The sequence below is a fragment of the Peptoniphilus indolicus genome (assembly GCF_900454665.1).
Taxonomy (GTDB): Bacteria; Bacillota; Clostridia; order Tissierellales; family Peptoniphilaceae; genus Peptoniphilus; species Peptoniphilus indolicus.
The window spans coordinates 1,424,826-1,444,894 of sequence record NZ_UGTH01000001.1 but is presented as its reverse complement, the minus strand read 5'-3'; the positions used below and the strand labels follow the sequence as shown (position 1 = coordinate 1,444,894).

15 protein-coding genes are annotated in these 20,069 nt (G+C 33.8%); 3 read left to right on the top strand and 12 right to left on the bottom strand.

What is annotated here, in order from left to right:
* Positions 1-366: 366 nt before the first annotated feature.
* Complete coding sequence (locus DYE58_RS06935) at positions 367-2,094, bottom strand: S-layer homology domain-containing protein (RefSeq protein ID WP_004819570.1); 1,728 nt, start codon at positions 2,092-2,094, stop codon at positions 367-369.
* 439 nt (positions 2,095-2,533) lie between these two features.
* Positions 2,534-3,970, bottom strand: a complete 1,437-nt coding sequence (locus tag DYE58_RS06930; protein WP_115312131.1) for a hypothetical protein — start codon at positions 3,968-3,970, stop codon at positions 2,534-2,536.
* Between the two features lie 700 nt (positions 3,971-4,670).
* Between DYE58_RS06930 and DYE58_RS06925 the strand changes: the two genes are divergently transcribed.
* Positions 4,671-5,996 (top strand): MATE family efflux transporter, encoded by a 1,326-nt coding sequence (locus DYE58_RS06925; RefSeq protein ID WP_004819572.1) that lies wholly within the window; start codon positions 4,671-4,673, stop codon positions 5,994-5,996.
* 88 nt (positions 5,997-6,084) lie between these two features.
* Positions 6,085-6,672 (top strand): rubrerythrin, encoded by a 588-nt coding sequence (gene rbr, locus DYE58_RS06920; protein WP_004819573.1) that lies wholly within the window; start codon positions 6,085-6,087, stop codon positions 6,670-6,672.
* A gap of 1,037 nt (positions 6,673-7,709) precedes the next feature.
* Here the strand turns inward: rbr and DYE58_RS06915 are convergent.
* From DYE58_RS06915 to yfcC, 3 genes are all read right to left on the bottom strand, one after another.
* Entirely contained in the window at positions 7,710-9,014 is a 1,305-nt protein-coding gene (locus tag DYE58_RS06915; RefSeq protein ID WP_115312130.1) for a S41 family peptidase, read from the bottom strand.
* Between the two features lie 119 nt (positions 9,015-9,133).
* Positions 9,134-10,309, bottom strand: coding sequence for a beta-aspartyl-peptidase (iadA, locus tag DYE58_RS06910; protein ID WP_004819575.1), 1,176 nt, complete (start codon positions 10,307-10,309; stop codon positions 9,134-9,136).
* A gap of 8 nt (positions 10,310-10,317) precedes the next feature.
* Positions 10,318-12,030: a putative basic amino acid antiporter YfcC gene (gene yfcC / locus DYE58_RS06905; protein WP_004819576.1), complete on the bottom strand. Its 1,713-nt coding sequence runs from the start codon at positions 12,028-12,030 to the stop codon at positions 10,318-10,320.
* 418 nt (positions 12,031-12,448) lie between these two features.
* Here yfcC and DYE58_RS06900 point away from each other — a divergent pair, with 418 nt between their 5' ends.
* Positions 12,449-13,363 (top strand): DUF1002 domain-containing protein, encoded by a 915-nt coding sequence (locus tag DYE58_RS06900; RefSeq protein WP_004819577.1) that lies wholly within the window; start codon positions 12,449-12,451, stop codon positions 13,361-13,363.
* 55 nt (positions 13,364-13,418) lie between these two features.
* On the opposite strand, the gene DYE58_RS06895 is transcribed toward DYE58_RS06900, so the two are convergent.
* The 7 genes from DYE58_RS06895 to mnmG all read right to left on the bottom strand — a co-directional run bounded on the left by DYE58_RS06895 (position 13,419) and on the right by mnmG (position 20,067).
* Entirely contained in the window at positions 13,419-13,790 is a 372-nt protein-coding gene (locus tag DYE58_RS06895; protein WP_004819578.1) for a hypothetical protein, read from the bottom strand.
* A gap of 281 nt (positions 13,791-14,071) precedes the next feature.
* The gene (locus DYE58_RS06890) at positions 14,072-14,458 is read right to left on the bottom strand and encodes a hypothetical protein (protein WP_147285877.1); all 387 of its coding nucleotides are present in this window, start codon (positions 14,456-14,458) and stop codon (positions 14,072-14,074) included.
* A gap of 50 nt (positions 14,459-14,508) precedes the next feature.
* Positions 14,509-15,390, bottom strand: coding sequence for a PhzF family phenazine biosynthesis protein (locus tag DYE58_RS06885; RefSeq protein ID WP_004819582.1), 882 nt, complete (start codon positions 15,388-15,390; stop codon positions 14,509-14,511).
* Positions 15,387-16,235 carry a ParB/RepB/Spo0J family partition protein gene (locus tag DYE58_RS06880; protein WP_004819584.1) on the bottom strand — a complete coding sequence of 283 codons (849 nt, stop codon included), beginning with the start codon at positions 16,233-16,235 and terminating at the stop codon, positions 15,387-15,389. Before DYE58_RS06880 ends, DYE58_RS06885 begins: the two co-directional genes overlap by 4 nt.
* A gap of 5 nt (positions 16,236-16,240) precedes the next feature.
* Entirely contained in the window at positions 16,241-16,993 is a 753-nt protein-coding gene (locus tag DYE58_RS06875; protein WP_004819585.1) for a ParA family protein, read from the bottom strand.
* A 496-nt stretch (positions 16,994-17,489) separates the two neighbouring features.
* The gene (gene rsmG, locus DYE58_RS06870) at positions 17,490-18,179 is read right to left on the bottom strand and encodes a 16S rRNA (guanine(527)-N(7))-methyltransferase RsmG (protein WP_004819587.1); all 690 of its coding nucleotides are present in this window, start codon (positions 18,177-18,179) and stop codon (positions 17,490-17,492) included.
* Positions 18,157-20,067: a tRNA uridine-5-carboxymethylaminomethyl(34) synthesis enzyme MnmG gene (mnmG, locus tag DYE58_RS06865; protein WP_004819589.1), complete on the bottom strand. Its 1,911-nt coding sequence runs from the start codon at positions 20,065-20,067 to the stop codon at positions 18,157-18,159. The genes rsmG and mnmG overlap by 23 nt, the downstream gene beginning before the upstream one ends.
* Between the last annotated feature and the right edge of the window lie 2 nt (positions 20,068-20,069).

Sequence of the window (20,069 nt, the reverse complement as noted above, 5' to 3'; positions counted from 1 at the left end):
CATATGTAAATATATCACATTTTTTTAAAAAAATAATATAAATAAATTTTTTTAATATTTTTTTAATAAACTATGAATTTTTTTAAATATTTTAATTAATAAAGGATGCTATATATGATTTAGAAAAAACTGAATTTTTAAATAAATGTATCCAAAGAAAGATGCTAATCCAGTTTGATTTAACATTTGCCTCATTGTATCTCCTAAAAACTCTTCTATAGCTTCTTGTACGTCCTCAGCTGTTTCCAGTTGATACTCTTAGATTGACATTTTTAATATTTTTAATTTTGTTTCCAGTCTTTTTCTTGGCGTAAAAATTCCCCCTGATTATTATCTTATCAGGAGGAATTTTATAGACAAACTATTTCAAAGTCTCTCTTCTTCTGATTTTTTAGTATTTTCTACTTGAGTTAGGTAATAAATTCCCCAGCTGTCATTTTTAGCTTCTAGAGTTACAGTTTCATATCCTTCTACTTCTATAGTTACTGTGTCTTTCTCTTTCAAGCCACTTATCTGTAGTGTTGAGGCTTCTATGTTAGCACTGTAACCTTCTTTACCATGTTTCTGTTTTTCTATTTTTTCCCCTTTTTCTTTCTTTATTTCGCTTCTACCTTCTGATATGGCTTTTAACCATTCTTGGCTTTCTTTGTATCTTGAAATTTTTATACCTTGTAGCGTTGGTATCCATCCTTGTGCTTCAAATTTTACTTTCTTTAACTTAAATTCATCCTTTTTTTCTTTGTCTTTGGTTATCGAATTTTCCGGCTTAAAACTTCCGTCCGGATAACCTTCAATATATCCTTCTTCAACTTTAGTTTTCTCAGTTTTATGTACTTTTCCCTCGCCGTTTCTCACTAATTTTCTATATTCATAGTGCCCGGTTTCTCTTTGACCTGTAGTTTCATTCTCATATTTATTCTTAATTTCTTCTAACCAAGCTCTGCCCTCGTCATTTAAACTTACTGCTATAGATTTTTGATATACATTAGATGATTTTAAATCAACTCTTTTTATCTTTTTGCCCGGTTTAAAAATATCCGCCGGAACTGCCTCTCCAAATATTTTTTCATCACCATCAGGTCGTAATATTTCATTTGGTATTAGTGAATCTACTTTATACAGTATAGACGACCTTTTCCAATATTCCCTGTACTCTCCATCCCATCCTTTAGAGTCAATGATCTTTCCCTTTACATTCTTATGAATTTTAATACCATCATTACTCTTAATCGCTCTTTGTTCCTCACTTCCTGCATAAGCATTTCCGGATCTTAAATAGACCTTCTCACAAGAAATATCTCCTCTGCCAACAACTGCATAACCTGCTATATTCTCATCCTTGATCGGAGCATGCCCTACTCCTCCCATTGCAACAAGAGTTCCTTCGCCTAAAACTTTTCCATCTTTTAACTCAAGCGCATTTCCTCCTAAAGATGTTGTAACATTAGTTCCTCCTTCATATAAATACAAAGAAGATTTATCAGCTATTGTGAGACTTCCATTCTCTATAGCCATTGCATTCTGTCCCCTATATACCTTTTTAGTTTGCTTATCCTCTCCTGTCGGCGACTCATCCCCTCTTATAAAGACATTGCCTTTGATAAAAGCCTTTCCTTGGACCAATACAACAGGTCTTATATTTTCAAGCGCAGCTCCCCCATCTACCAGATTGTTTGTATGTGAATACACATATGAATCTTCCAGCACCGCTCCATTTTTTAAAATTATCTGACCCTGTATCGATGTTCCGGATATTAATTTATTTGGATTTTTTGCCTCTATATCACCGGTAAACTTGTCTTCCGTATCATAATTTACTCTTAAAGTACCGCCATCAACTGTAATTTTTCCAAAAATTGAAGAATCATATAAATTTAATACCGCACCATTTTCAACTATAATATTTACTCCGGAAAGCACCTTCATATATGCCATAGTGAGATTAGTACCCTCTTTTAATATAAAATCTTGTTTTGGTATCTTATCTTCCCATTTATGATATTCCCCTTTGGATCTATCCGGCTCTCCATTTGTTGCTGGCAATATCTTACCTAAAACACCATAAACTCCGCTCTCCTTTGAACCTTGCCACAAATGAATATTTTTAGGAACAATAAACTGTTCATTTTTACCCTCCTCAGGTTTTTTTTGATTAAAATGTGCTATATACCACGGATCCTGTGTGAACAGAACATTATTTGCAATTAATTACCAATATTAAAAATATTTTTTAATTTATTCTTACTCTATAAATTTATTTATGAAATTCAGTTGTATAATTTCAACTCAGCAGCTGTATTTAATACTCTAAAAATTATAAAAAATCAGGCCTGAGCCCGATTCACAAAATTAAATTAAAATTTTAATCCCTATAATATTTTTTAGATAAAATTCTTGCAAACATTATAGAGTATTTCTATACATAAAAATATCTGTTAAAGATTACTCCCTAACAGATATTTTTATAACTTGAATTTATAATAAATCAAACCTTATATAAATGTTAATAGTCTAAAAGATAAATATTATCTTATCAGCCTCTAATCCATCCTGTGAAGTTCCACCAAGCTCCTGAAATTGAATCTTTAATTTTTTTCCAAACACTATTATCTCTTTGTGACCATCCAACGCAATTACATTCAGTTTCTCCTGGCTTTTGACCACCAAATCCTGATTCTGTTGGATAGTTTGTTTCTCTATCTATTCCTTCTAAACTTCCCATTGGAGTTTGTCCACCAAATCCTGATTCTGTTGGATAGTTTGTTTCTCTATCTATTCCTTCTAGGCTTCCCATTGGAGTTTGTCCACCAAATCCTGATTCTGTTGGATAGTTTGTTTCTCTATCTATTCCTTCTAGGCTTCCCATTGGAGTTTGTCCACCAAATCCTGATTCTGTTGGATAGTTTGTTTCTCTATCTATTCCTTCTAGGCTTCCCATTGGAGTTTGTCCACCAAATCCTGATTCTGTTGGATAGTTTGTTTCTCTATCTATTCCTTCTAGGCTTCCCATTGGAGTTTGTCCACCAAATCCTGATTCTGTTGGATAGTTTGTTTCTCTATCTATTCCTTCTAAACTTCCCATTGGAGTTTGTCCGCTAAGAGTTTCTCTTTCATTTTCTTCATACCAAGCAGCACAGTTATGTTTGTCGTCTTCTTTTGAAGTAAGCCCTTTTTGAGTAGAGCAATGAGGTGTCTCTGTTCCATCATTTTCAGTTTCTCCTGGCTTTTGTCCACCAAATCCTGATTCTGTTGGATAGTTTGTTTCTCTATCTATTCCTTCTAGGCTTCCCATTGGAGTTTGTCCACCAAATCCTGATTCTGTTGGATAGTTTGTTTCTCTATCTATTCCTTCTAAACTTCCCATTGGAGTTTGTCCGCCAAATCCTGATTCTGTTGGATAGTTTGTTTCTCTATCTATTCCTTCTAGGCTTCCCATTGGAGTTTGTCCACCAAATCCTGATTCTGTTGGATAGTTTGTTTCTCTATCTATTCCTTCTAGGCTTCCCATTGGAGTTTGTCCACCAAATCCTGATTCTGTTGGATAGTTTGTTTCTCTATCTATTCCTTCTAGGCTTCCCATTGGAGTTTGTCCACCAAATCCTGATTCTGTTGGATAGTTTGTTTCTCTATCTATTCCTTCTAGGCTTCCCATTGGAGTTTGTCCACCAAATCCTGATTCTGTTGGATAGTTTGTTTCTCTATCTATTCCTTCTAGGCTTCCCATTGGAGTTTGTCCACTAAGAGTTTCTCTTTCATTTTCTTCATACCATGCAACGCAATTAAATTTATCATCAGCTCTTGAAGTAAGTCCTTTCTGATTAGCACATACAGTTGGGCTTACACTACATGCCCCAACTGTACTTGTAGATACACCAAGTACTACTGCCATTGCTGCGCTGGCTAAAAACATTTTTTTCCCTGTTTTTCTAACTCTAATTTTTCCCATTGTTTTTAATTGATTTTTTTGCATTAATATAATTCTCCTTTTTTATTCACTTTTAAATAACAAAACAATATGTTTTAGTTAAAATCTATTTAATATTTGTAAATTTTTACCAGTTAGAAATTATACTTTCGAAAATATTTTATGTCAATTATTTTAAATAAAATAATTGTATTTAAATTGTTTTTTAATCTTTCCTCTTGCACTGTAATAAACACAAAAATCTAAATAAAATTTAATTTTATATTCATTAAAACTCACTACATCTTGATGGTACGAAATATAATATAGATTTAATATCTTCTCTAATATGCCTATAAATATTAAAATCTCAATTTTTTTAAAATTTATAGTATATAAAATCCATATTCAATCTATGTTTAATTATCTTTTATAAAGATCATAAACAGTTCATTATATAATCCTTTAAAATTTATATATTTAGATTTATATTTTTTTGAAAATAAATGCAGAGGTGACATGAATTTAGCAATACATATTGTTTTATTGTCAAAAACAAATTGGCGGAATTTAATCTGCATAATCTAATTTATCTATGATTTTCAAAAATTTCATCATCTTTAGTATGATGGGTCTACCTTACTAAAGGGTTAGTGGAAGTTCTACAAAATAAACACCAAAATTAAATACCTCTAAAATATATGTGAATGAAAATTTAATTGATAATAATGTATAATAAGATAATTAATATATTTGGGGAGAAAAAATGAAGTTATCAGAACATTTTACATATAAAAAATTAATTGAATTTTGTATGCCGTCTATTTTTATGATGTTGTTTACTTCTTTTTATGTTGTCATAGACGGACTCTTTATTTCAAATTTTATAGGCAAGACATCTTTCGCTGCTGTGAACATAATAATTCCATTCCTACTTATGATTGGCGGATTTGGATTTATGATAGGCACCGGAGGAAGCGCCTTAGTTTCCAAAACTCTCGGGGAAAGGAAAATTGAACTTGCCGGTAAGTATTTTTCAATGCTCATTTTGTTTGCAATAATTTTTGGCATAGGTATAAGCATCGTTAGCATTTTATTTTTAAAGGACATCTCCATACTTCTTGGGGCAACAAACGATATGATGAAAGATTGTTTGATATACGGAAAAGTATTGTTGATATTTAATGTTTCGTATATGCTACAAAATATCTTCCAAACTTTTTTGGTAACTGCAGAGAATCCCAAGTTAGGATTAAAGGTTACCATCTTAGCCGGTATAACCAATATGGTTTTAGATGCTATTTTTATTATATGGTTTAACTGGGGTGTATTTGGAGCGGCTCTTGCAACGGGTATAAGTCAAACCGTCGGTACAGTTATACCTCTAATATATTTTATAATTTCTAAGGAAAGTATTTTAAAGTTGACAAAGACTGATATTAAGTGGGATGTAATATTAAAATCTTGTTCCAATGGAATGTCCGAGGTGATGACAAGCGTATCGACATCAGTGATAAGTATAGTATATAATTTACAACTTTTAAAATTTGCCGGAGAGAATGGTGTGGCTGCATATGGGGCAATTATGTATGTTCAATTTATATTTATTTCAATTTATTTGGGATATGATATCGGTACTGCTCCTATTATTGGATATAATTATGGCGCGAAAAATCATTTGGAATTAAATAATATGTTGAAAAAGAGCTTGGTGTTACTATTCTCATCGGGTGTTGTGTTATTTTTAGTTGCTCAAATTGGAACGGATAGTATAAGCACAATTTTTGTAGGTTATGATTTTGAGCTTTTTAATATGACATCTAAAGCCTTTAGAATTTTTTCGATTTCTTTTTTAATTGTTGGATTTAACACTTTTTCATCTTCTTTTTTCACTGCGCTTAACAATGGGTTTGTGTCGGCAATTATTTCGTTTATGAGGACATTTGTATTTCAAATAGTTGCAGTGCTTGTGCTGCCTATTTTCTATGGTCTTAGTGGTATTTGGGCTGCGACTATTGTTTCTGAAGTTTTGGCTTTTTTAGTGGGAATTTCCTTTATACTCGGTCTTGGTAAATTTTACAATTATATTTAGGAAAATCGTTAGCTTATTGTGTTTATTTCGCTGAATAAGGGTAATAATTAGAAAGTAGATAAAGTTATTTTAATAGTAGGAGGAAATTATGAAGAGTTTAAAAGGTACACAAACAGCAGTAAATTTGATGGCTTCTTTCGCAGGAGAATCTCAAGCAAATATGCGCTATACTTATGCAGCATCACAAGCAAAAAAGGATGGTTATGTACAAATCCAAAACATATTTGAAGAAACGGCGAGAAATGAAAAAGAGCATGCTAAGAGATTTTATAAATTTTTAAAGAATAGTTTTGACTCCGGAGAAACTATTGAAGTTACAGGAAGTTTCCCGGTGGTTTTCTCAACAACTGAGGAAAACTTGCAAGGCGCAATTGACGGCGAACATGAAGAAGCCAGCGAAATGTATCCTGAATTTGCAGATATTGCAGAAAAGGAAGGCTTCCCTGAGATTGCAAAAGTATTTAGAGAAGTTGCAGAAGTTGAAGAGGCTCACGAGAAGAGATATAGAAAACTTCTTGAAAATATCAAGAATGACAGAGTATTCAAAAAAGATGAGGTAGTTCTATGGAAATGTAACAACTGCGGATATATTCACGAAGGAATGGAAGCTCCTGAAGTTTGTCCGGCTTGTGCTCACCCACGTGCACATTTTGAAGTTTTCAAAGAAACTTACTAAAATTTAATTTGATTTTATGAATCGGACTTAGGTCCGATTTTTTGTAATTATGGAACAAATAAAATAGGATTACAGAACACAATAATTCTTAAATACGTGGGGACACGCTAATTTGTAACAGTGAAAATTTCCCATCAAGCCAAACAATCCAAAACATCAACAATTTAGAAATAATATGTATAAAAATAAACCCAAAAAACGTTTTGAGGATTTCGGGGAAGGGCGCTTGAGGGAGGTCGTTATGGATAATCTCAACTCCCTTAGCTCTCTCTCGAAATAATAAATTATGAAATACAATATAAATAACCTAGACAAATAAATTTATTAATACTAACTCCATACCATCTATTTATTTTTTCATTTGCGGGCGGGCCTATGTTGTTTTTTTTTACTTCCTATTTCTCTTTGTCTGTTCTATTTTTATTTCATTTTCTGTCTTGCATATACGTGCCGCCCCTACTTTTGATTGGCAAAATAACTTATGTTTCATAAAATCGTAGAGGACGCACTAACGATTCAGCGTGAGGCCGTCCCGTCAAATACTATATTTTGAAATATTAATAACCTAAACAAATAAATTTATTAATACTAACTCCATACCATCTATTTATTTTTTCATTTGCGGGCGGGCCTATGTTGTTTTTTTTTACTTCCTATTTCTCTTTGTCTGTTCTATTTTTATTTCATTTTCTGTCTTGCATATACGTGCCGCCCCTACTTTTGATTGGCAAAATAACTTATGTTTCATAAAATCGTAGAGGACGCACTAACGATTCAGCGTGAGGCCGTCCCGTCAAATACTATATTTTGAAATATTAATAACCTAAACAAATAAATTTATTAATACTAACTCCATACCATCTATTTATTTTTTCATTTGCGGGCGGGCCTATGTTGTTTTTTTTACTTCCTATTTCTCTTTGTCTGTTCTATTTTTATTTCATTTTCTGTCTTGCATATACGTGCCGCCCCTACGTTTAAATAAAATTTCATCCATAAAGTAAACCAAAACTGTCCTGCGGATCTTTCCCATCGCTCTACTCTTCCAGTCTCAAAACCTCTTGTATGCAAGGCTGGTCTATCAATGCACCTCTTGTATCAGGATTGCAAACTATGTGAGGTGTTGTTTGCTCCAACTCATTTACACTGCCACTTTCTGTAGTTCCTAAACTATAAGAATATCTCATCATATAACCTGTTTTATCAAGTGCAACTATCCTTGGATTTTCTGCTATGCCATCTCCACCGGTTCTCTCTCCAATCAAAGTGGCAAATCCACTTTCTTTTGAAAAAGATGCCATTGATTCTGCTGCGCTGTACACACCTCTATCTACTAATAAATAAATTTTCCCTTTGAACTTAATTGAGTCATCATTCGGTTCTAAATTTGTATCATATGTCATATAATACTTAAAATCTTTTATTAAATCATTTGTTTCTGAAGAAAATTTAAAAGACTCTAATATTTTTTTATCTAACTTATTATATCTATTCTCTATTCTATTTTTAAAAAAATCAGATTTTATAAAAAGGTATCTTTTTGTTGAATAAGGTTTATCCATTAAACTAGGATATAAAAATCTCAAATAGTAACTTTCATCTCCACCTCCGTTACCTCTTAAATCAATTACCAATGCTTTATAGTCTTTAATTTTTTCTAAATATGGCAAGATTGTCTTCTTATCTTCTTCAATTCCCATATCAGTTTGCATTGCATTTATTTTTATATATCCTATATCATTTTTTATATCTCCTACTAATACATTACCTAAATTTCCATTGTTTACTATATTATTTAAAAAATCTTTTTTATTTCCATTTTCAAGTGCCTTTTTTATACTTTCATTGTTTATGTTATATCTTGCTCTTACCTTTGGTGCCTCGAATTGCTCTATTTCCTGCTCCCTATAATAATAAAATTTATCTTCAGGTTTGATTTGATAACTTTTCATAAGCATATACATATTAAACCCTATTTTTTCATCAATCAGTTGTGTGTGCCCATTATGTAAATCCTCTAAAATCAAATTCATTCTATTATAAAAATCCGAAGTACTTTTGCTCTTTGCGATTTCAGCTCTGTACTTATCTTTGTTTGCCAGCCAATCCACTCCGCTTTTAATTTTATTTACTTCAAAATATGGATAAGTTTCTTTTAAAACTTCGTAGGCATAGTCAAAGTCTGCTAAATAGTCTTCTGTTGTATTCACTGTCTGTTCAACTCTTGGCAGGTTTGGAAACGCATTCCCTTTTGTCAAATAATCTTTGCTTAGCCATAAACTTGACCCTATTACTAAAATTAATGCTCCTGCTATTAGCTTGCTCTTATTTGTATATTTCATAGGCTCCTCCAAATATTAACTTTCCTTTATTATATTATAATTATATTGCTAAAACAAACTAAAGTATCTTGTTTTCAAACAAATAAAAAAGGAGAGCAACGCCCTCCCATTTTTACTTCTTATTCAAATGTTCCAAATCGAACAGCTTCGCCGTCTTTAACCATTATCTTACCTTTTGCTATAACTGTGTCTATATCTAAATTTTCATTTAGTATGCATAAGTCTGCGTCAAACTCTTCTTTAATTCTGCCCTTATTTTTTAATTTCAAAATTTCAGCTGGGTTTGAGCTGACTGCTCTTATAACTTTTTCCAAAGGCAATTTTTCTGCTATGACTGCATCTTTTATAGAACTCAAAAGGCTTTTTGAACTTCCGACACCTATGCCAAGATACTTTCCTTTTTCATCAAACATAGGCAAACTTCCCTGACCATCTGATGTAAGTGTATAATTTTCTTCGCTAACTCCTTCGTCCAATAGTCGCTTTAAGCCTTTTGAAAACTTAATTTCTCCGTACATATCTTCCCAAAGTTTAGGATTTTCACTTGCGGTGAAGTCTATATATCCCCCACGTTTTGCGTATTCAATCCCCTCTTCAAACAAATGAGGATTTCGATTTATATGCGTTGGTAAAAATTGAGTAATTGGAATTTCTGTTTCATCTACAACTCTATTTATCAACTCAAGTCCTCTCTTGCCGTCTCCAAGATGTACATTTATTATTCCGGCTTTTCCTGAAAGCATTCCGCCAACTCTCGTATCGGCTACAACTTTTGAAAACTCCTCAATGGTCGGTTGTGAAGACCTGTGGTCTGAAATGGCAATTTCTCCAATCCCTATTATTTTATCAATTGCCATTATATCTCCCATAACACTTCCGGTTAAAGTTTTAATCGGCAATCTATATGAGCCGTTGTATACATAAGTTGAGATTCCCTCTTCTTCAAGCCCATGAGCCTTTGCAAGTAGAGCTTGCATATCTCTTGCAACTCCGTCTGTTCCAAGAGTCCCAACAACTGTGGTAACTCCCGAAGTAGTTAAAACAGATAAGTTTGCCTCCGGTGTTCTAGTTGCGAAACCACCTTCGCCTCCTCCACCAAGGATGTGCACATGACAATCTATAAAGCCCGGCACCAAAATCTTCCCTGTTCCATCTATTTTTTCTATCTCAATAACCTTGGTGTCTATCTCTATATTTTCTCCAATAGCACCTATTTTATTTCCTACTATCAAGACATCTTTAATGCCCAATTTTTCAGGAGAATACACGTCTATATTCTTTATTATCTTTAACATTTTTCACCCTATTGGAAATTCATCGCCACTGCAATTGAAACTATTACAAATCCCATTAACATGAAGAAAGCTTGCATTTTAATTTGGAATTTAGCCCACTTGCTCCAATCTATCCCCGCTACTCCAAGCACACCTATAAGACTTGCTGAAACCGGTGTAAAGGCGTCTACAAATCCCGCTCCAAGTTGGTAACATAGAACTGCTATCTGTCTTGAAACTCCAACTATATCAGAAAGCGGCGCCATTATAGGCATAGTAAGTGCTGCTTGACCTGAGTTTGAAGTAACTACTAAATTAAATAAACTTTGGAACACATACATACCTATTGCGGCAATTGTCTTTGGTACTCCATTTAAAACATTTCCTGCACTGTAAAGTATTGTGTTAAGCGCTGAAGGCACATTAGCCTCTGAACCGCCAAGCACCAAAAGTATTCCCTTTGCCATACCAACTACTATTGCAGTTCCGGCAAGGTCAGATGCACCGTTTTGGAAACTTGAAGCCATAGAGTTTATAGTCATATTGTTTAGCTTAAATACTATAGCTGTAATACCGGAGACAAATCCCATTACAAAAAATTGAGATGCAATTTCAGGTATATAGTACGCCTTTGAAGTAACTCCCCAAACTATCCAAATAAACCCCAATAGCATTTCAAGTAATATCAATTTGTGTCCAAGTTTAAATTCTTTTTCTTCCTCTGTTGCATTGGTCACTACATTTCTAAAATGAGCATCTGCATCGTGCATAACTGACAGCTCAGGATTTTTTCTGATTTTTTCAGCATATCTCATCAAGTACGCCGCAGAAAGAGTTGTAACTACAAACCACATTATAAGTCTGAATTTTGCACCTGAAAGCACAGGTATGCCGGCTATCCCTTGAGCCACCGCCACGCTGAACGGACTCATCCATGAAACCGCATTTCCAACTTGAGATGCCACATAAGTCACTGTTACTGCAACAATTGAGTCATATCCAAGAGCAATTACAAAAGGTACCATTATCATAGAAAACGGAATTACCTCTTCTGCCATGCCAAATGTCGCTCCGCCAAGTGAAAATAAAAAGAAAAATAGCGGTATAGCCAATCTCTCCATTCCCTTTGCCTTAGATATAAACGCATATATTCCGGCGTCAATTGCACCCGTATTCATAATTATCCCAAATGCTCCACCTACAACTAAGATCAGTGCAACTATCCCGACTGCTGAACCGTATTTATCCCCGCTCACAAGACCTTCAAATAGATAATTTAAAAAACCAAATCCCCCAAAGTCATCAGTTCCCCAGAGCTTAGCTGTCTTGTGAAGTTTTGTGCTTATGTCATACATTGACTCACCATACATTGAGTACAACTCATCATCACTGAGTCCAACTTCATCAAGCTTTGCTTGGTCAACATCTTTAAGGTCTGCAACAAGAGCTGTAAAAGCCTCCTTATCAACCTCAAACTCTTCCAGCTTAGCCGTATCATTTGACAATTTCGGCAATTCTTCTGATAAAAAATTATTATTCAAATTATAGCTATATCTGAAAGTTTCCGCCATCAAAACTGTCTTTGTCTTAGTTTCCCCACTCGAATCCAAATACTCCACTTCATGAGTGGTAAATTTTCCCGCAGGCACTAAAAAAGTTATCAGCCAAGAGAAGAGTACAACACAAAATATGATTGCATAGGTGTGTGGAGTTTTGAACTTTGTCAAATCTTTCTTATTCATAAAAACCTCCTTCTATTAGCTTGATTATATCACACTGAATTGAATTTATATTCCGTTTTTAGAATATAAAATTTATACATTTTAAGATGCTTATTTATAATTCATATTTTAATATTTTAATAGACAATTCTTATATTTTTGAGCTTTATTTTTAAATAGTCCACAATTTTTAATAAGTTCGGTTAATTTGTGGATTATTTTTCTAAAATCCGCTCAGATTTTGTTAGCTTTATTAATATTTTTGTATTATCCACATGCGAAAACTGTCTTTATGCTTAATTTTGTCCACATTTGACAACTTTTTTAAAGTTTTTGCACATGTTGATTAATTTAGTTAAGAATTTTCTAATTTTTTCTTTATTTCACCAAAAATTCAAATTCCTTTGATAAAATTTTATTTGTTAAAGGATGTGAAAATATGAAGATACAAAATTTTAAATCTAAAATAAATTACACCGGAGCCGTTGCGCTTATCGGACTTAGTTTAGTGCCTAATTTGGTGTTTGCAGATGTGGCAGTTGGAGACAGTATTGTAAGTATTGGTGCCAATTTGGACCGAAACCAACGAAAAGCTATTTTAGATGAGTTGGATGCACCACAAGCAGCTGAAATTATCGAGGTTACCAATGCTGAAGAGTATAAATATCTTGGAGATAGTATTCCAAAATCTAAAATAGGTAATAAATCTATTTCAAGTTCCATGATAACTTACACAAAACCCGGCAGTGGTCTAAAGATCGAAGTTTCTGACAATATAAATTTCATAACTGAATCAACTTACAGAAATGCCTTGACAACAGCCGGTGTAACTGATGCAGAAGTCAAGATTACCGCACCGGTTTCTGTAACCGGAACGGCAGCTCTGACAGGCATTTTAAAAGCCTACGAACAATCAAGCGGTGTCAAGCTTGATGAGAATTTAAAAAAAGTTGCCAATCAAGAGATGGTAGTTACTCAAAATCTACAACAAGAAGTTGGTGAGAAAAAAACTGACGATTTAATCAATGCTATAAAAATTCAAATGAGCAAAAATATGCCTGAAAATGAGGAGCAAGTGCGTACAATTATAAACAGCGTCTCTCAAGAGTACAATATCAACATCAGCGACAGCCAAGTTGATTCTCTTGTAAATTTATTTACTAAGATGAAAAATTCAAATGTAGATTGGGATAAAGTGGCTAAAGAAGCGAATAAGTACTCAAAAGTTGCCAAGGATTTGGCTAATAAAGCAAGCGATTATTTGAGTTCTGAAAAAGGACAGCAGGCTCTCGAAAAATCTAAGGGAATATTCGCTCAAATCATAGATTTTATAAAAAGTTTCTTTGCAAAATAAACATTATATTTATACACGAAAAAGCAGACATTTCTATAATGTCTGCCCTTTTTGTCTATAACACTAATCCCAAATATTGGAATAATACTGCAACAAAAACTAAAGTAAGTAATATTTTGTAATTCTTCTTCTTATAAGCGAATACTCCGCCTATAAAACATATTAAATCCACTGCCATAATAGCTTTTAAAAAACTTGTTTGTCCCAAAATATAAGTGAATGTAATAGGTTTAAAATCTATAGGTAGCGACATTCTCATCAATGCTAAAATCATGAATATATATTTAATACCCACCGCTAAAAACAGATTTACAAAAACGTATTTATTTTGATTTTCCCTATACGACTTAACAGCTGCACTCAAAATAATGAAACTATATAGCAAAATAAAGCTATTCAATGGTGTTTGAATCAATAAATTTTCCATTATCTATCTCCATTCCAATTCTTAATCAAGAACATCATTCGCATATACAAAACTCATAGACTGGATTAAAAAAGTCATTGCTAACAAAAAGCTAAATTTCTTTTTCATTTTTATCCTAATTCATAAATTTACATTTCATAACTAATAACACCAATCTTCCATCATTTCGCGAAAATGACAATCAATTCATGAATTATATGTTAACGCGATCTGCGATACCTTTACCCATCTTTTTTATTTTTAAACATACTTTAACAAAAAAACAGACATTTCTGTCTGCTTTAGTTATATTTATTGAATATCTTTTCAAAGCTGTTTACGCTCCTATCATCTAAAAGATACCATTTATTTTCAATTTTTATATATTTTCCCGACTTTATAACCATTGTCTTTTTATAACTTTTGTCATATATATTGATAAACTTCTCACTCACCGGACTTGTTGTCATCTCAACTTCTTTAGCTCCTAAATCATTTATCATTAGCAGTATATCTCTGATTACAACTCTGTCGGTTATGGTCTTCATGCTTGAATTTTCATATTTTAAAAGTTCTACATAAGATGTATTTCCAAGTTCTAAGTGTATGACCTTATTTCTCTCCGCCAACACATTGTATGATATTAAGAGCAATATTAAAAAGAATGTAGATATCAACACTTGATTCATCTTTTTATTGTTATTTTTTTTCCTCTCTCTTCTCGACATTACTTCCCTTTCTATATGTGAAGGACACCTTCCATAAATACAAATGCTTTTCCGCCAACTCTAACTCTGTCTTCTCCTATCATCTCGGCTGAAAGTTTTGACTCTCTTCCCAAGCAGGCTCCTTGAGTTGACTTTATATTCGTAAAGTTTAAATCTGTGTTTTTATTTAGATACAAGAGTGTTGCTCCTGTAGAGGTAGCTGAACCGGCTTCTTCGTCTATTCCTATGCTCGATGAAAATGTTCTCTGCACGATTTGACTGCCATTCACCACTGTAAACACTTCAACGCTAATTGCCTCATCTTTTTCAGATATTTTTAAAACTTCTTCAAAACTCGGTTCTATTGAATATAGAGTTTCAATATCTTTTACCGGCACAACTATATCCTGTAACCCGGTCTTTACCTTTGCCGGAGCATAAAACTTATCCCCAATTCCAAGCTTGTCTTTGGTTATCCCCAGTGCATTTATTATTTCTTCATCAGAACTTATCCTCTTGTTGATAACTCCATCTAATAAGATATACACATTTTGAATTTCTTCATCTTTATATTCTAAATCCACATACACTTTACCTGACTTAGTGTGTTGCACAACTTTTTTTATTCCGTCTTCTATCGGCAATATGTAGTTGTGTTTGCAAAGTGCGTAAAAAGTGGCAATAGTGGCGTGTCCACACAATGATATTTCTTCGTTTGGTGTAAAGAATCTGGTTTTGTACACTCCCACATCAAGTCTATCTATAAAGACAGTTTCAGACATTCTCAAATCTCTTGCTATCTTTTGCATTTCTTCATCATTTAAACTATTTGAGCCAACAACAACTCCCGTCGGGTTGCCATCAAAAGTTCTGTCTGTAAATGCATTTACAAGATACATATTTAAATATCTCATTCTTCCTCACTTCCGAGTATCTTCTCACAAATTCTTTCAAGGTCTTCTTCTGAATAGTACTCTATTACAATCTTCTTGTTTTTTCCCTTACCTTTAAATTCAACTTTTGTTCCAAGTGCATCTTCTAAGCTTCTTCGTGCATCATCTAAAAAGATATTTTTTGTCTTTTCAGGGGGTCTTGAGAACAATAGAGTTGTCTCTTTTACCGTATTCCCAAGTTTAACTATTCTCTTTGCTTCTCTGTACTGTTGTTTAGGGTCTTTTATAGTCAACAAAAGTTTTCCGTGAGACGGCGACAACAATCCCTTTTGCAAAAACTCAATTACTCTTGGTTCAAGCTTTAATAGTCTGACAGTGTTTCCTATGTACTGTCTACTCTTTCCTATCGCATCTGAAAGCTCTTCTTGAGTTATATTGTACTCTTTCATTACCGATTTATATCCCAAAGCTTCTTCAATTGGATTTAAGTCAACTCTTTGCACATTTTCAATCAAAGAAATTTTATCAGCTTCTTCTTCCGTTATATTTTTAATGATTGCCGGAACTTCTTCAAGTCCTGCAAGTTTAGCTGCTCTATATCTACGCTCCCCAGCAATTATTTGGTATTCTTCGCCATTTTCTTTTAATATCAACGGTTGAATTATACCAAATTCCTCTATAGATTCAGCAAGCTCTTTTAATTTTTCTTCATTAAATAACTTTCTCGCCTGTTTTTCATTGGGCTTTATTTTACTAATTGGAATTTTAGTAACCCCAGTTTTACTTTCTTCGTTTAAAATCTTCGCTACTTCATCAGTATCTTTTAGAAAATTATTTAATCCTCTACCTAATCCACCTTTTTTCATCTATACTACTCCTGATTGTTCAAAAACTCTTTAGCTAACTTTCTATAAGACCAAGCGCCTTTTGAAATATTATCATAGTCAAAAATGTGCGCTCCAAAACTTGGTGCTTCTGCCAATCTTATATTTCTCGGAATTGTAGTGTTGTATACTTTTTCCTTGAAATATTTTTTGACTTCATCTTTAACTTGCGTAGAAAGCTTGGTTCTACTGTCATACATACACATAACTACACCTTCTATGGTCAAATCAGGATTAAAATTTTCCTTTACCATAGAGATTGTATTCATTAGTTGCCCAACTCCTTCAAGGGCATAGTATTCACTTTGAACCGGAATGAATATAGAATCAGAAGCTACAAGAGAAAGCATTGAAAGAACTCCCAATGACGGAGGAGAATCTATAAATATATAATCATAATCTCCTTTTATCTTTTCAAGAGTTACCTTTAAAATATATTGCCAATTATCTCTTTTAGATATTTCAAGCTCAATCCCCGCTAAATCAGGGCTTGATGCTATTAAATCCAAGCCTTTTGTTGAAGAATGTAGTATTTCAACTTCTCCTGAATCAAGAAGATCATATATGTTTTTTCCTTCACTTTCTCCAAGTCCTAAACCTGAAGTTGCATTAGCTTGTGGGTCGATATCTATAACTAATACCTTTTTCTTTTTTCTCGCTATTGCAGCTGAGAGATTTATAACTGTGGTAGTTTTTCCAACTCCACCTTTTTGATTAAAAACACTTATGACCTTAGCCATTTCCCCTCCATAATTTCTATCTATTACAATTTATTTATTAGAAAATTTTTGTCATCTTTACAACAAATTTTATTTCCTATAATTAATTATATATTGCTTTAAAAACTTTTCAAGCGAATCACTACAATAAATATTATTTAGAATTTATTTTTAAGTTTCATTTTTGATGTTTTTAAAATTTAAACCTAGTGTTTTCAATGCTTTAGAGGTAAAATGCTCCACGTGGAGCATTTTTAAATTCAACTTATATTTTTTAATTTCTCTCATTTATTTTTTTATCACTTCTTATCAAAACTATTTTTAATTTCTATTTTGTTTTTATTCTCCTCATGCTCCTTTTATTTTTCGAGTCATTTTTTTGCTTTTTTAAAAATGAAATCCAGTGTTTTCAATGCTTTGGTGGCAAAATGCTCCACGTGGAGCATTTTTATTTTCCTTTTTACAGCTCTCACGTTTTAAAGTTTTCTGCATACAAAAAGCACTGATATCTCAGTGCTTATAGTGGCTGTGATTTTGGTTTGCCTCCGGCTCTTGGATACTTATCTTTTGTTGAGTTCACCTTTTCTATAACTACTAGGTAGTGAGTTATATCTTTCGGCAATTTAACTTCGATAATCTCCTTCAGTTTTCCGCCTAAAATTGAAAGTGCATTCTTCGACTCTTTCAATTCTTCTTTGTGTTCAGGGCCTTTCATGCAAATCAAATGTCCTCCAACTTTTACAAAAGGCAAATCATATTCGAGTAGTGTCCTCATATTTGCCACAGCTCTTGATGTAACTATGTCAAATGATTCTCTCATCTCTCCCCTTGCGGCTTCTTCCGCCCTTCCATGGATTGCCTCTATGCCCTCTAATCCAAGTTCTCCTATTACTTCTCTTAAAAAAACAATTCTCTTGTTTAGAGAGTCAAGTAGTGTCACTTCAATTTCCGGATTATAAATTTTGAGTGGAAGTCCGGGAAACCCCGCTCCGGTTCCCACGTCTAATAAAGTCTTCCCTGCTTTTAAATACTCCGTCTTTGCTATTGATAGCGAGTCCAGAAAGTGTTTAACATCAACTTCATCAGAATCTGTGATCGCAGTCAAATTCATTACTTTATTTTTTTCAAGTAGCATTTCTTTGTATTTTTCAAGCTGTTCTACTTTTGATGTGTCCAAATTGAAATCAATTAGTCTGTCTTTCAGCATCTCTTCTCCTAAGTTCCAAATGAATCAACAACACATTTATATCTGCCGGTGAAACACCTGTTATTCTTGAAGCTTGACCTATGGACTCAGGCTTGATTCTGCTAAGTTTTTCAACCGCCTCAAGTCTTAATCCATTTACCTTTGTATAGTCAAAGTCTTGCTCCAACTTTTTACTTTCCAACTTTTTGAACTGATTTATCTGTTGTTGTTGCTTAGTGATATATCCTTCATACTTAGTTTCTATTTCAACTTGTTCAGTTACATCATCTGTCAACTCAGGTCTCTCTAAATCAAACACTTTTAATTTTTCATAATTCAACTCAGGTCTTCTCAACAGTTCTTTCAAAGTAACCGTATTTACAAGTGGTGTAGAACTAAGCTCTTGAACTTTTCTATTGTTTTCTTCGTTTGGATTTATCTTTATGCTCTCAATTCTTTCAAGCTCTTTTTCTATTGCCTCTTTACGTGATAAAAATCTTTGGTATCTATCTTCTTTTATAAGTCCTACTTCATATCCCCTTGGAGTGAGTCTTAAATCCGCATTATCTTGTCTAAGGGTCAATCTGTATTCCGCTCTTGCAGTCATCATTCTATAAGGCTCTCTCGTTCCCTTAGTTACAATATCGTCAATTAATACTCCAATATATGCTTCCGACCTATCCAATACCATTGCGTCTTTTCCGGCAACCTTTAAAGCTGCATTGATTCCGGCAACTATACCTTGTGCCGCCGCCTCTTCATATCCTGACGAGCCGTTTATCTGTCCCGCAAAGAAAAGCCCCTCTATCTCCATGTGTTCAAGAGATCTCTTTAATGCCATTGCATTTATTGCATCATACTCTATCGCATAAGCCGGTCTCATAATCTCACAGTTTTCAAGACCTATAATCTCCTTGTAGAATTCATTTTGAACATCTTCAGGTAGAGACGATGAAACCCCTTGAATATACATTTCATCAGTCGTAAGCCCTTCCGGCTCTATGAACACCTGGTGCGAAGGCTTATCTGAAAATCTTGTAACCTTATCTTCAATAGAAGGACAATATCTAGGCCCAACACCCTCTATATTCCCAAGAGATAGTGCTGAACGCCCGATATTCTCTCTGATTATCTCATGACATCTCTCTGTAGTATAAGTCAAATAGCAATCTTCTTGCTTTTTGCTAAAATCTTTTCCAAAATTTTCAAAAGAAAAAGGAACAACCTTAGAATCTCCCTTTTGAACTTGCATATTGGAAAAATCTATACTTCTTCTGTTAACCCTTGCCGGTGTTCCGGTTTTCAATCTTATTATTTCAAGACCGTTTGCCTCTAGTGAAGAAGTAAGTTCATTTGCCGGTTTAAAGCCTTGCGGACCTGAGGCGTAGTTTAACTCTCCAATATGAATTCTGCCGTGAAGATAAGTTCCCGTTGCAACAACAATTGCCTTTGCTCTGTATATTGCTCCGGTGTGAGTTACAACCCCGGTAACTTTTTTGTCTTCAATTAAAAGTTCCACAGCTTCATTTTCTTTAACTCTCAAGTTGTCTTGATTTTCGATGACTCTCTTCATCTCATCATGGTACGCTCTCTTGTCCGCTTGTGCCCTTAGAGAGTGTACTGCCGGTCCCTTTGATGTGTTTAACATCCTCGACTGAATATAAGTTGCGTCTATTACTTTTGCCATTTGACCGCCCAAGGCGTCAACTTCTCTTACTAAATGTCCCTTGCCGGTTCCTCCGACATTCGGATTACAACTCATAGCTGCAATGGAATCTAAATTTAATACCAACATCAACGTATCCTTGCCGATTCTAGCTGAAGCAAGAGCCGCCTCACAGCCGGCATGCCCTCCACCTATGACTACAACATCATAGCTTCCGGCTTCATATCTTTTAACTTTTTCCATAA